The organism is Bartonella sp. AP280QHHD, from assembly GCF_042196125.1.
Taxonomy (GTDB): domain Bacteria; phylum Pseudomonadota; class Alphaproteobacteria; order Rhizobiales; family Rhizobiaceae; genus Bartonella.
The window spans coordinates 118,674-132,993 of sequence record NZ_JBHIPQ010000047.1 but is presented as its reverse complement, the minus strand read 5'-3'; the positions used below and the strand labels follow the sequence as shown (position 1 = coordinate 132,993).

9 protein-coding genes are annotated in these 14,320 nt (G+C 34.2%); 3 read left to right on the top strand and 6 right to left on the bottom strand.

Going from position 1 to position 14,320, the window contains the following annotated elements; genetic code table 11:
* Positions 1-6 precede the first annotated feature (6 nt).
* On the top strand, positions 7-915 hold the full coding sequence (locus ACFIMK_RS08015) for a cation diffusion facilitator family transporter (RefSeq protein ID WP_375628783.1): 909 nt from the start codon (positions 7-9) through the stop codon (positions 913-915).
* Positions 916-2,207: 1,292 nt separating this feature from the next.
* Here the strand turns inward: ACFIMK_RS08015 and ACFIMK_RS08010 are convergent.
* Positions 2,208-3,047, bottom strand: coding sequence for a DUF1460 domain-containing protein (locus ACFIMK_RS08010; protein ID WP_375638346.1), 840 nt, complete (start codon positions 3,045-3,047; stop codon positions 2,208-2,210).
* A 758-nt stretch (positions 3,048-3,805) separates the two neighbouring features.
* On the opposite strand from ACFIMK_RS08010, the gene ACFIMK_RS08005 reads away from it, so the two are divergent.
* Entirely contained in the window at positions 3,806-5,026 is a 1,221-nt protein-coding gene (locus tag ACFIMK_RS08005) for an MFS transporter (protein ID WP_375628786.1), read from the top strand.
* A gap of 870 nt (positions 5,027-5,896) precedes the next feature.
* Here ACFIMK_RS08005 and carA read toward each other — a convergent pair.
* Entirely contained in the window at positions 5,897-7,093 is a 1,197-nt protein-coding gene (gene carA / locus ACFIMK_RS08000; protein ID WP_375628787.1) for a glutamine-hydrolyzing carbamoyl-phosphate synthase small subunit, read from the bottom strand.
* Positions 7,094-7,306: 213 nt separating this feature from the next.
* Between carA and ACFIMK_RS07995 the strand changes: the two genes are divergently transcribed.
* Positions 7,307-7,804 (top strand): GatB/YqeY domain-containing protein, encoded by a 498-nt coding sequence (locus ACFIMK_RS07995; RefSeq protein ID WP_375611965.1) that lies wholly within the window; start codon positions 7,307-7,309, stop codon positions 7,802-7,804.
* A 678-nt stretch (positions 7,805-8,482) separates the two neighbouring features.
* On the opposite strand, the gene ubiC is transcribed toward ACFIMK_RS07995, so the two are convergent.
* The 4 genes from ubiC to ACFIMK_RS07975 form a co-directional block, all read right to left on the bottom strand.
* Positions 8,483-8,989 carry a chorismate lyase gene (gene ubiC, locus ACFIMK_RS07990; protein WP_375611966.1) on the bottom strand — a complete coding sequence of 169 codons (507 nt, stop codon included), beginning with the start codon at positions 8,987-8,989 and terminating at the stop codon, positions 8,483-8,485.
* Positions 8,990-10,138: 1,149 nt separating this feature from the next.
* Positions 10,139-10,390: a GlsB/YeaQ/YmgE family stress response membrane protein gene (locus ACFIMK_RS07985; RefSeq protein WP_375611967.1), complete on the bottom strand. Its 252-nt coding sequence runs from the start codon at positions 10,388-10,390 to the stop codon at positions 10,139-10,141.
* A gap of 855 nt (positions 10,391-11,245) precedes the next feature.
* The gene (locus ACFIMK_RS07980) at positions 11,246-12,937 is read right to left on the bottom strand and encodes a Na/Pi cotransporter family protein (RefSeq protein ID WP_375613347.1); all 1,692 of its coding nucleotides are present in this window, start codon (positions 12,935-12,937) and stop codon (positions 11,246-11,248) included.
* A 69-nt stretch (positions 12,938-13,006) separates the two neighbouring features.
* Positions 13,007-14,224: a mechanosensitive ion channel family protein gene (locus ACFIMK_RS07975; RefSeq protein ID WP_375638344.1), complete on the bottom strand. Its 1,218-nt coding sequence runs from the start codon at positions 14,222-14,224 to the stop codon at positions 13,007-13,009.
* Between the last annotated feature and the right edge of the window lie 96 nt (positions 14,225-14,320).

Below are 14,320 nucleotides of genomic sequence, written 5' to 3'. Positions count from 1 at the left end.
AGGTTCATGGATGTAAAAATCAATATACAAAGCTTAACTTTATACTCTATTTTTATTGCGTGTATTGTTTTTGCTTTGAAATATTGGGCATATCACATCACAGGTTCGGTTGCACTTTATTCTGATGCATTGGAATCAATCGTTAATATTCTTGCGTCATTAGCAGCATGGTGGGCTGTTAAAGTGAGTATGAAGCCAGCAGATCATGATCATCCCTTTGGGCATCATAAAGCGGAATATTTTTCCGCAATTCTTGAAGGGGTACTCATTATTATTGCGGCAATTGTTATTTTAAGAGAAGCATGGATAGCTCTTTCTACCGTTAAATTGTTGCAGAAGCCTGGAATATGGCTTGCTATTCATCTTATTGCAACTGTCATAAACTGTATGTGGGGAATGGTTCTTATTGGGCAGGGAAAACTCCATCGCTCACCGGCTCTTAAAGCTGATGGAGTACATTTTATAACTGATGTTTTTACGTCGCTTGCAATTTTAATTGGTTTGATTGCTGGTTTTGTCGGAGGATGGGGAGCTTTAGATCCAATTTTAGCGATAATCGTTGCCGTTAATATTCTCTTACAGGGCTGGAAGGTGATTAGAAGTGCTGTTCAGGGATTAATGGATGTTGGCGTTGAATTGAATGAAAGCATGCGGATTCGGGAGCTGATTTCTGCAAATGCATCGGGTGCGCTTGAGGTCCATGATTTACGGACGCGTGTTGCTGGGAGGGTTACTTTTATAGAGTTTCATTTGGTTGTGCCTGCTATAATGCAGGTAGGAGAAGCACATAAAATTTGTGATAAAATCGAAGCTGTTCTTCAAAAAGAATTTGATAATGTGCGTATTTCTATTCATGTCGAGCCTGAAGATGAGGCAAAATTGCCTCCTGGTACAACGGTGATCCCTTTTATATAAAAAGATTTTTTCAAATTGTCTGTTATGTTATAAGGGCTGTTTTTTTATGATGGAGCGATTCATACCTTTCGAAAATACGATGATGCTCTTTTGTTCATTTTATTTTTGCATCAATCAAGTATACAAGGTTAAACAGAGTATTTAAGGCAAGATTTATTCTATTTCGTTAAAACACTGTCATTTAAGGTGTGGTGAGATAAGGCATATAAAATTGATCTATTAAGTGTTTTTAGAGTATGGAGTAAATATTCAAAATAGGACTTACCGCTGTATTCTTTTGTAAGTGAATCTCATGAAATGGTTAGCAGCTTAAATCCACTTAAGAGAACGGATTGTTTACAGACTTTCAGGAGTAGATGTTTCGTCTCTTAGGGCGAAGAGGAGTGAAGCCTTCGTAATAAGTTTAATGAGATTTAATTATAAATTTTATATAAAAGTTATGAATAGGGTTTTAAAGTTTGTGATCATAGATTAATCATCATTATTGTTGCTAATAAATGTATTGTTTTATCGATACAATGGATTCTGTTTAGAGTGTTCTTTATTGCATGAAGGATGGGGACTCATTAAAGAATGAAAAAAAATAATGCTCATGTCTCTACTCTTTGAAGGATATTATTGTCGTTGCTGTAGAAAATCGCAAAGCTGAACTAAAGAATGATGCTAAAGATAGAAACTGGTTTTAATTGATGCTTTCATATTTTCATTCCAATCTGGCATCAAAATTTTACAAGGACTCGTACAGTATTGGTGCATCCTAATCATAAATATGCTTCTACATTAGAGCTATTTTAATTGATAGACAATAACAAAAAGCAAAGACTTTATAAGGAAAACAATGCTATAAAGTCAAAAATTTATATGCAATAAATTAGAGAGGTAGATTGAATTTTTATAAAATACTTTATGAAACAACACCAAACATATCTGGCTTTACTTTTACTTATTTTTACAAACGTTCGTTTGTGTTTTTTGCGTTATATTCGTAAAGATCAGATTAGCGGTAATCTAAAGATAACTCTTGGTTGAGAATATGAAAGGAAAGCGTGATACTATAATAGAGTCTTTTCTGTCTTTAATCTTTCAACCAGTAAAAGTGATTACAAATCCGTGATTTCTCCAAAAATGATTTTGTCATACCTATAAACAAAGTTAGATCAAAACGACTTTTTTCTCTTAAAACTGTAAACAAATATATTGTATCCGTATAGCTTGAACGAAGTTAGATGTTTACCTGAATAACGACAGTATATATTTTAAGAATAGAGAAGATATTTCATATCGCTATGATGTTATTCAAGAGCTCTTAAAACAATGATTCCTGGTGTTTTTTCAACATAATTCATAAAAGGAGAATCAACGACTTTTTCGTTTTCTTTTCGTGAAGAAGCATTTCTTAACATTGGCCCTTTATCTGTCATGATAAAGAAGCCCACATGTGTTACATCCAATCCAGCAAGTTTCGTATAAATACCAATGAAATCACCAGACTGTAAACGACCTATAACCTCCTCATTAATAAAGTTACTTGGAATATACGTTATCGTGCGTTTCACAACTGGCAACCCAGGTAGATAGCTTTCACCATCAGCTTTTTTGTTGAGATATTTTTCTATTTTTACCGCATGGGGACTTATTTCAGCGGTAATATCAGTGGCGAGTTTATATTCTCTATAAGCCCAATCCGTAAAAAAATGTTTCCGATTTAAAAAATCAACATTACCGTTAATATAACGCGTTTTTATGACGTTATTTATGAATTCTGTTTGGGATGTTGATTTGCGCAATGCTTCAACATAATCCAGATAAGTGAAGCAATCTAAGCCTCTAAAGTCAATAATCAGTTTTTCTGGTGTATTTTCTGAGCCATGTAACATATTTGCTTGGTAAGGTGTCCCTAAAAAAGCTTCAGAAAGAAAGTCAATTAGTGCCCCTTTTTCCTGATAATTTGTTTCTGAACGTTTTTTGAGAAGAGTATTTAATTTATTTAGAGTATAGGGATCTAGGTTTACGTTGGTTGTTTGTTGTGTTTTTATTTTATTTTCTAAAATACTCTCTTGTGAATCAGAATCCTGAACATCACATCCTGTTACCAACATTAATATGAGAATTAATAGGGATATTTTTCGCATTTTATACACCATTTTTGAATTAAAAATTCATGACGAACTATTTCTAAAAGTGCTATTTTTTTAAATGCTTATCATGATCATCGTTAGATTTAATGGTAGCATACAATCATTAAGAGTATCAATGAATATAAAGATAAAATAAAGTTCCACAAATTGCAAGCGATATGAATATTTTCTAAGATTATAGAATTAAAGAACTTTCTCTATAATATACTTATTTTTTAATCAAAATTATTGTCAAATAAATACTTTTAAAAATATGATGAGCTTTTTACGTTGTTAAGCTATTCTGGTGATGCTGCTTTAACCTTATAGCATATTCTGAGGGTAAGAAAATTTTTTAAGAGCTTATCTTTTAAAAGGTTTCAATTACTATAGTATATCTAACGTATCTGATGGAATTGAGATTCCTGAAAACGGTGGGATGAGAGGGGGAAACGATGTCTGATAAAATTCATCATAATGTCTCTAAAACTATTGGAAATACTTTGTGTTTCATGAAATTTTGTTCATGAGTTTGTCGCACAAATATTTTGTTCGTATAATGCAAAAAAAATTTTATTCTTTGACAATGAGATAGCAATTAAATATATACCAATTAAAACGTAATTTTATAGTTTTATCTTGACTCTTACTTAAATTTTTACTTTGTTATTATTTTGTATGTGAAAAGTATACGGTATAGAATACTTTTAAAAGGAAACGGGAGTTAAAAGAGAGCGGGGGAGTCATTGTATGCGTAAAATAGTGTGTATGTTATGCCAGACCAAATGCTCAATCCGAAATTTGTTCAGCGTGGGCTCGTTTTAGTGTTCATCACTTTATTGTTAGATATTCTTTGTATTGCGATCATTTGTCCTGTTTTGCCTGAATATTTTTCTCAATTAACTGGAAAAGAGGTCAGTACATCTTTTGTAGAAAGAGGAAAATTACTTGCAGCTTATTCAGTGATGCAGTTTTTGTTTGCTCCTGTTATTGGCAATCTCTCTGATCGTTATGGTCGTCGTCCTATTTTGCTTCTCTCTATTATTTGCTTTGCTCTTGATAATCTCATATGTGCTATAGCATGGAGCTATTCTATGTTATTTATCGGGCGTCTTTTGTCAGGGATAAGTGGCGCTAGTTTTGCAACTTGTACAGCTTATCTTGCGGATATATCTGATGATAAAACCCGTACACGCAATTTTGGTCTGTTAGGCATTGCATCCGCATTGGGGTTTATTTTAGGATCGTTTATTGGTGGTTTTTTAGGTCAGTTTGGTCCGCGTATTCCGTTTTATTTTGCTGTTGGTTTTTCACTCATTAATTTTATTTTTTCTTGGGTTATGCTTCCAGAAACCCTTTCTTTATGGAATAGGCGCTTTTTTGATATTAAGCGGGCAAATCCCTTAGGTGCTTTTTGGCATCTGAAACAATACCCGATGGTTCTTTGGGTGTTATTGGTCTTTTTTCTTTATTGGTTTGCGGAATCTGTATGGTTAAGCATTTGGGCTTTCATTGCAAAAGAACGCTATGATTGGAGTTCTTTTTCTATTGGACTCTCCTATAGTGTTTTTGGGATAGGCCAATTTATTGTAGTCGCTCTCATTTTGCCTTATTTTTCTAAACGATGGAGTGATTGGCATATTGTTATAGTAGGGCTTTTGTTTGCCTCTGTTGCTATGCTGGGTTATACATTTGCGACGCAGGGGTGGATGGTTTATATGGTTTGTGTGTGTACTATGCTTGAGTATCTTGTTCATGCACCTATACGTGCTATTGCTTCAGCGCAGGTACCGACAAATGTACAAGGAGAACTGCAAGGAGCGATGACATCTGTTATTTCGTTGAGTTTAACATTTGGTTCTGTTTTTTATGTGTTTCTTTTTGAATGTTTTACAGATAAAAATGCACTGTTTTATTTTTCTGGTGCTCCTTTTGTTGGAGGCTTTTTTCTTCTTGTTGTTGCGACAGTTATTTTTGTCTTGCGGGTACGTTAATTTGTTGAGAGGGGCTGGTACGTACTATTTTGCTAGAGAATGCACAAGATAAACAAAATGTATCATTTTATAGGCAGAAAGTTTTTTGTGATATTTGTTTCACAAAGTGTTGTATAGAATATCGATATATCCTTCTCATTTAGTGAAAATAATTTTTTTATTTTGTGATATTGTTTGTATAGGGGAGACCGTATTTTTTCTATTGCTTGCAAATTAATATCCAGTGCTAATGTAGCAGCATATTGAAAAAAAAAGATTAAAACGTATCTGAGTTAGATGTATCAGTATTGTATGAACAATTCCAAATTTTATATGGCAAATTGGAAGTAAAATATTGCTTATATTTGTTGGCATCATTTCTGGAATCGAAAGACAACCTCATTTTGGAAGAATATAACGTTGTAAAATTGAAAAGATGTTTTCTGTTTTGCGATTACTTTTTTATTCGACTTTACAGTTTTCAAAACCATCTACGGCAATATCTTTTAAAAAGTAGAGATTTGTTGCACTGTCTCACACTTTAATTTTTTTATTCTTTAGGAGGGATTATGTTTCTCATGCACAATAGAATGCTTAAAATTGTATTGTGAATCAAATGCTTATTTGAATATTAGGCACTTTACTCTTTTTAAAAATGGTTTTTATCGACCCACTTATCTTGCTTGGGGGGAGAAACCAATGATTTTGATGGATACGACCTTAAGAGGAGAGGAATGAGAAAAATTTAAGCTATTCAGAGCGCTCTTTTTAGTTTTAGAATGATCAATAAGAATATTTATTCAATAAGTTGTAGGTATAAAAATAATATAATTGTGCGTAGGAAGATGATATAATTTAAAGGAGAGAAGTTAAAAGGTGAGGCTTTTTATTTTAAGATATTTTTTTATAATTCATAATGAGATCACTAAAATGCTGAAAGAGGTAGTGGCTATCTTGTGGTCCAGGAGAAGCTTCGGGGTGATATTGAACAGAAAAAACAGGTTTTCCAATGATTCGAATACCACAGTTTGAACCATCAAAGAGAGAAATATGTGTTTCTTGAACATGTTGTGGTAAAGAGGAAGAATCTACGGCAAAACCGTGATTCATCGATACAATCTCAACTTTTCCAGTGTTAAGGTCTTTAACTGGGTGGTTGGCACCATGATGTCCTTGGTGCATTTTCACGGTCTTTGCACCAACCGTAAGAGCGAGAAGTTGATGACCAAGACATATTCCAAAAATTGGTAAATTATGATCAATTAATGTTTTGATTGTTGGAATGGCATATTGAGCCGTAGCTGCGGGGTCTCCTGGTCCATTAGAAAGAAAAACGCCATCAGGGTTTATTGCCAGAATTTCTTTTGCAGTTGTGTGAGCAGGCACAACAGTAATGCGTGCTTTTTGTGTTGCCATAAGGCGAAGAATATTACGTTTAATACCGTAGTCAATTGCAATGATATGAAGATTGTGCACATTGTTTGTACCGTATCCTTTATTCCAACTCCATGGTTTTTCATTCCATTGCATTGATGATTGAGATGTCACGTCTTTCGTAAGGTCAAGATTGACGAGACCTTGCCATTTTTGCGCACGTTTCTTTAAAGAAGGAATATCAAAGTTTCCATTAGCATCGTGTGCAATGACAGCATTTTGTGCACCTTTTTCACGAATAAGAATTGTGAGTGCACGTGTATCAATACCACAAAGTGCAATAATTTTACGCGTTTTAAGCCATTGATGAAGATTTTCATTGGATCGATAATTTGAGGGATGTGTAATGTCTGCTTTGAAAATAGCGCCAACAGCACCATGACAATTGAGAGGAGAGAGATCTTCAATATCTTCGCTATTTGCCCCTACATTTCCTATATGAGGAAAAGTAAAATTAACGATTTGTTGTGTGTATGACGGGTCTGTGAGGATTTCTTCATAGCCTGTGATGGCGGTGTTAAAACACACTTCAGCTTCAGCTATACCTGTAGCACCTGCTCCTTTGCCTTCAATAACGGTTCCATCTGCTAAGACTAAGAGGGCTGTCGGTTTTTTGATACTCCAAGGGTGGCTGGGTGAAGTCGCTTGTATCATAGTATGTATCCACAATTTATTCTCTGAAAGGTATAATGATCAACTTTACACAAAAATCATACCTTTAGCAGATGCTGTGTATATTATTCTGGTAACGTTTCGCTTGAAGTAGGCAGTATAAGTACATTCCATGAAGAGGTAAAGTCTTGTTTTAGCTTTTCGAAGATCGAGTCCTTAATTATTTTTTATTCTCCATTGCAAGATGGATAAAGATTGGTTAAAAGGCATCTTCTTCTTGAACAAAAATTGGATAAATTTATGTTGCGTAACCAGATTGATGGGGCTCTTAGGGCTGCTTTGAAAGCGCAAGATAGTGCGCGTCTTGCTACACTTCGTTTAATGAATGCTGCAGTTAGGGATCGTGATATTCTTTATTATGATGAAGGGAAGCTAGAAGTGGATGATCAGCAGATACAGTCTGTTTTCACTAAAATGCTTCAACAGCGTGAAGAATTGATGCGAGCCTATAAAGAGTCTGGTTGCTTGGAATTGGCAGAGAGAGGACAAGCAGAAATAGAAGTTATTCGTGAATTTCTTCCCTATCAACTTAAGGAGATGGAAGTAGAACAGGTTCTTTGTGAAGCTTTGGCACAAACAAAGGCAGAAAAATTACGCGATATCGGTAAGGTGATGGCATGGCTTAAGGAACGGTATGCGGGGCAAATGAATTTTTCTAAAGTGTGCAATAGTCTTCGTCAAAAATTGCAATAGATCTTGTTAATTCAAGGGGATTGGAAAATATTTTTTATTGTGCGTCGCCTTTGTAAGTCAGTAGGATGTTGATAAATATCATTTATTTTTTATATACATACTATTATCAAAAAAATATTTTTTTGATATCAACGAAATTTTTTTGGCTCTTATAGAGCAATAAACATTCTTTTAAGTATTATATTTTTCTGTTCTTCAAAGCTGTTAGACCATTAAAAAACAAAAAGATTATAGAGTTTTTACTTTTTTAAAAAGATCTATTGTCAGCACTGTTAAAAATTTTAAAACAGAATGATTAAGCTAATTGATACAGATTTCCAATTTTGGGGAGTGTATTATTGTCTTTTTTGCTGTTTCAAAGCATTTGTTTGATAAAGAGTTACCGTATTTTAGAGTAGTGATTATTCAGCAAGAAATTTAAATATAGATGGTTTTATCAATATGGTGTGTATCTTTTTAATTCAAGTGCTGGTTTTAATGATAAGAAAATCAGAATTTTAGAACGTTTTTTCTAGGGAAGAGATTTTTTAAGCTGAGTTGATGAAATAAAAGGATATTTTGAAAAGAAATCTTTGTTTTTAATGTGTTCTTGAGATAATTTTGAAATTCTTTTCTCTGATTAAATCCCTTATAAGCTATATGAAATCTATAAGTTATGCAGAATAAAATGAGTAACCTCTATTTGTGGGGATACAGTGGTGAATCTGTTAAAAATAGTTCAGTTAGCAACAATGGCTTACCCGTTAACCGCAAACGGGAACGGCGTGCCCATAGCGCACCTTGTTGACCAATATGAATGTAATCGCGGGTTAATTTGTCATTGTTAAATAAATAATGTCCTAGAGGTACAGTTCCCAAATGCATCAAGGCTTGATTGTGTAGGAGGGTTTCTTGTGGAATTACAGTGCGTCCAAGGAGCCAAGGTTTATTATCTCCCATTAATATGACTTCGCGTAGCCAATAACGCGCATTTTCGGGGAGATGCTCTGCTTCTTCTGTTAATTTATCTCGCGTAATAAAACATTCGCGTTGTGGTTGAACTTGGAGGCAGGTACAATATTTCTTTAATCGAAGCGTCATTGAGCCCGATTCCATGAGCCAATCGCGAACATTTTCTGGTATTGGAGGATTTTGATCAGAGAACCACTTTAGAGGTGGTAAGATGGAATCTTCAAGATCAGACATCGTTTTACTCCACAGCTAAAGTCTTATTCCATATGTTATGTTGGGTTAAATAGATAGCTCTATTGTAATACAAGGAGTATAAAAGCAGCAAGATTTTAACAGGAAGATATCAAAGGGAAAATCGAAAGCAAAGGTCTTTAAAAGAAGATATGCAGGAAGTATATATTATAGGATTATTTTCATTTAAAAAAGCAAAATAAAGTATTATGTTTTGTTCAAGGCGCTTTCACAATGCATTACGGAAATTTCTTTATCGCATGAGAGCAATGGGAAAAATGTTTCGTGCTTTAAAATTCGTTTGTAACGCATATAAAGAAGAGCTAAAAATTCATCTATGCAAGATGATATAAAGAGGAAATTTTAAGAGGAACAAAACTTTATTTTATACTTTAGAAAGAGAAGAGATATTCAAATCTTTTGAATTGAGATGTAAAGGAGATCGTATTCTTTATAATCAAGAAGTTTATAGTAATGCATATATTTTTGCAAAATATATTATATTATTAAAATTTTGAAATATTACATCACATAATGTGTATTAATTTTATAATAAATTTGCATTAATATTATTAATTTTTACTTATATATTTTTATTATTAAAAATAAATTTAAAAAAACACATTATAATTTAATTTTCATATTTATTTTAGATACTATTTTATTTCATAGATTAGAAAAAATATTTATCATTTTATTCTTGCCGTCTCTCTTTATTTCTTAAGAATGTAAAAAAGCGCTTCGAGTTTTTCGGTAAAAAGGGTATTGTTGATAGAGTGTATAGGTGTTAAGCATTATACGGTAGAATTTTTAATCATCGTTAGTGATTTTTGTAACCTTATGAATTGTTATTACAGTGAGATATGCTGGATTTGCGCACGTGGTACATAAATCAGTTCGTATTTCGTTAAAATAACGCAACATATCTCTCCTGATATGCGTAAGTTTATATAGGTATGAAATGGTGCGTTATAAAGTTCTTTACTGCATTTCGTTTTATAATACGGTGATGGTGTATGCCTAAAATCGCAGCTTAAGCATCTCACCATCATATCAAAATTGGTAACACCAAGTTACAAGAAAATATTTCAAACTCTGCTCGTTGTTTCCTAGTTTTGTATTGAATTCCAAAAGGTGTAAAAAATAAATACTCTATGATCGAATTTTTTGTCCTATCCATATAAGAATACAGGCTCCTATAAAACCTGAAATAAGATAGCCAAGCCAACCAGCAAAACTTACACCTAAAAGACTAAAAAGAAAGCTTGCTAGCGCAGCGCCAATAATTCCTAAGATAATATTTAACAATATTCCTGTTTGGCTTTTCATAATATACTGTGCTGCCCAACCTGCAATCCCGCCGATAATAATAGCAGCAATCCAACCGATGTTTGCATTTTCCATGATACCCTCCTTTGCCTGAATTTAAATTGTAACTAGAGTAAACTTTGTAAAAATCAAGGTTTATTCCTTTTTTAACCAGTGGAAAGGATATTTCTTTTAGATATTTTACTTATTACTTTCCTTTATATAAAAATAATATTCACATTTATATCATAATAATACTTAATAAGTATAAATATACAACATATTTTAATTTATAAATAAATTAATTAATTGATAAATATGAATAAAAGAAGAAAATATTAGTAGAAATGTTCTAAGAACTCATAAAGTGTATTTATAAGCTTTTTAAATCTCTCTCTTACATTAAAAAACAATTGTGATTAAAGCAATAAGTAAAATGGATATTTAAAAGTTTGGAGCTTGCCAATTGATATCAATGATGTTTGAAATGAAAACTGTTTCGTTGATACGTTATAGCATGGCTGTATAGGTTGAACCTCTACCAATCTTGATATAAATGTTGCATTTTTGTGGGGTTTTGTATTTCTTATAGAGTATTTCTGTTTCGCTGCTACTGTGAAGCGGTTCCCTTTTTACAAGGCGGGTTTAGGTTGGAACTATCATACTCTTGACCTACTCTTTATGTGTTTAACAGTCTTGGCTTTGAGATGGTTAGGCATTTTTACGTCTTTCTTCAAGAGTTCTATTCTACATGCTGCTTTGTTTGTAATGTGCAAGCAGATGACTTTGAGCAATTCATCATGTATAGATTTTAAATGAAAGAAACTTACGATGCAGAAAGCTCATTTAAATTGTCGAATAATAAGATATTTTGATTAAATCAATATCTTGACCATATTCAAAATTGAATAATCGATGTGATGTGTGTTTTATTCAAGTTATTTGAAAGGTTTAAGTTTTTTCTGTTTGTTCTTCAGCAGGGTTGCGTAGACGAGAACTTTGAAGAAGTCCCTGTTCTTCTAAAATGGGGTAGATCATTGAGGTCAAAAGAGAGTTGATTTGTTTGAGGTCGCGCACAGTGTCGAGATGAAGACTGGATGATTCTACATTTTTGAGATCCCCTTCACGCAGACGTTTAAAATGTTTTAAACTCATCTCTTTTTCTAAGTTTCGTAGTTGATCTTTTTTTTGTACCAATAGGTGTGCAGTGTGTGTATCACGTGAGACGAGAACGTTAAATGCTATATGCGCGTTGGCTAGTACAATGGCGTGGAAACGAAGGAGGTCACTCCAGCCCTCGCTGCTGAACTGTAAACCTTTTTGTTGTTTCTTTTTAACCAGCATCAACATATTATGAATAATGATATCGCCTGCTTGGTCTAATTTTATACAGGCACCTAGAAGTTCTTGCGTTTGAAGAGCTTCTTCGTCAGATAATTTTTGTCCCGCTAATCGTGCAAGATAAAGTTTGATGGCGATATGTTTTTTGTCCAATATGGTGTTGAGTTGGTTGAGTTCACGAATAATATTGGGATCAGGCTTTTCATAAAGTCCCATAATTTTTTCTAGCATGATGTCTACAAGATCACAAATATGAATGACTTCACGCATGACATTCGAGAGGGCGAGAGTTGGGCGATCAAGAACACTGTCATCAAGAGCTGTTTGATCGGATAAATTGAGCGTTTTGTCGGCTTGCATTTTTTTTGCACTTATATTCACGATCTGAGTGGTTAATTTTAAAACCCATTTTGAAAGCGGTATTCCAGCAAGGAGAATGAAAACATTAAAAATGATATGGGCGTTGATTACTTGAGTAGGGGCGTTATTGCCAAGCCATGTGATGGGAGGGTGAAAGGAGAGAAATAAGATAAGTATAAGGATTGACCCTGCCCCACGCATGAGTAAATTTCCTAAGGGAACGAGGCGGGTATTAGGAGAGGCGTTGCGCGTTAAAAGTGGTGCTATAAGAGAAGAGCCAAAGTTGACACCAAGAACCATGACAACACAGAGTTGCGTATGGATAAGATCGTAGTTGGCAAAATTGACCAGCAAAATGATTCCTGCAATGGATGAATGTAAGAGGTAGGTTAAGCCAGCAGCCAACAAAAAAGTGGAAATAGGATCGGTTGAAAGATAACGAATGATGCTAGGCAAAATTTCGCTTTCACGTAAAGGTTCTGTCGCGGTACTTATCATCTCTAAAGATAAAATCAAAAGACCAATACCGATGACAATACGTCCTATTTGACGCCATTCACGTTTTTCTGTTGTCATGAAGATACAAGTGCCAATTAAAAGACACAAGGGTACAACAAGAGTGAGGTCATAGGTGAGAATTTTTACAACGATTGCTGATCCTAATTCTCCTCCACGTACAGCCATAAGTCCTGCTACTCCAGAGACAAAACCAGATTCAACGAAAGAGCCAACGAGGAGTGTTATTGCTGTAGAGCTTTGTAAAATCATTGCTGTAAAAAGCCCAAAACTTACGGCAAACAATGGTTTTGAAACGACGTGGCACATTTTATATTTAAGTCTGTCACCATAGGCGCGTTCAACTCCTGTGCGCACCATGCGTGTGGCCCAGAGAAGTAAAGAAATAGCGCCGGCAAGATGAAGGAGTACCAATGAACCATTCATGATACTTTATTCTTTCTTTGTTGTTGTGAATGTGGTTGCCTCAAATTAATAAATTGAAGTTTATTGTTTTTATTTCACTTTTGCTTTTAATACTTGATTAAAATCATAACCGCTTGGATTTTGAAAAACCTTTAGACCGAAACAGGGCAGAATGGAATAAAGGTGATCAAAGATATCGCCTTGAATTTGTTCATAGTCGATCCAAACGGTGGTGTTCGTAAAGCAATAGATTTCTAAGGGTAAACCATTTTCTGTAGGAGGTAATTGCCGTGCCATGAGGGTCATATTAGGGTTGATGTTTAGATGCTGTTGTAGATAAGCAAAAACATAAGCACGAAAAGTTCCAATGTTGGTTAAACGGCGCGTATTGGCTAAGACATCATGATTTTTATCTAATTGAGCGTTCCATTGTTCGATTTCTTCTACTTTTTGCGTGAAATAACTTTCTAATAAATTAAATCGGGAAAGATATTTTTGTTCTTCTTTTGTGAGAAAATGGATACTTGATTGATCAATAAAAAGGGAGCGTTTGATGCGTCTGCCACCCGATTCTTGCATTCCACGCCAATTTTTAAAAGGGTCGGTCACAAGTTTACGGATAGGAACTGAGGTGATGGTGTTGTCGAAATTTTGAACTTTAACAGTATGCAAGGCAATTTCAATAACATCACCATCGGCACCGAGATTGGGGATTTCAATCCAATCCCCAACACGAACCATATCAGTGGATGAAATTTGAATACCGGCAACGAGAGAAAGAAGCGTATCTTGAAAAATTAACATGAGAACCGCGGCCATTGCACCAAGACCGGAGAAGAGAATAAGAGGGGAACGGTCAATCAATGTAGCGACCATTAAAATTGTTGCAACAGCAAAAAGTGCAATTTTAGCAATTTGAATATAACCTTTTATTGGTTTTAGTCGTGCTGTTGGTCGTTGTTCGTAAAGGATGTTAATGACATTGAGACAGGAAGAAATTGTCAGGACGACAAAGAAGATAATGAAGGCGTTGGCAACATTACTGATGACAGTGCTAAATGCATCGGGCAATGTTGAGATAAAATTAACACCAATTGAAAGAATAAAAGCTGAAATGATATCCGCTATGTATTGAATAGCATTATTAATATCGATCGTTGTATTTTTGGGGAGAAAAGAAGAGAGTTTTTTTGCTCCGTGAATAAGTAATTTTCGTCCTAGAAAGTTCACTAAAAGGGCAGCTATAGTAAGAATAACAAGCCAAGAAATAGCCTCTAACCACGGATATTGAGCAATAAATTCGATCACTTTTTATTCTCCATTTCTAAAAATATATGCAGTTGAGGGTTTAAAATTTTACAACTGCTTAAGAGGAAGTATTGGAATTATGCTCTAAAGTCGTTA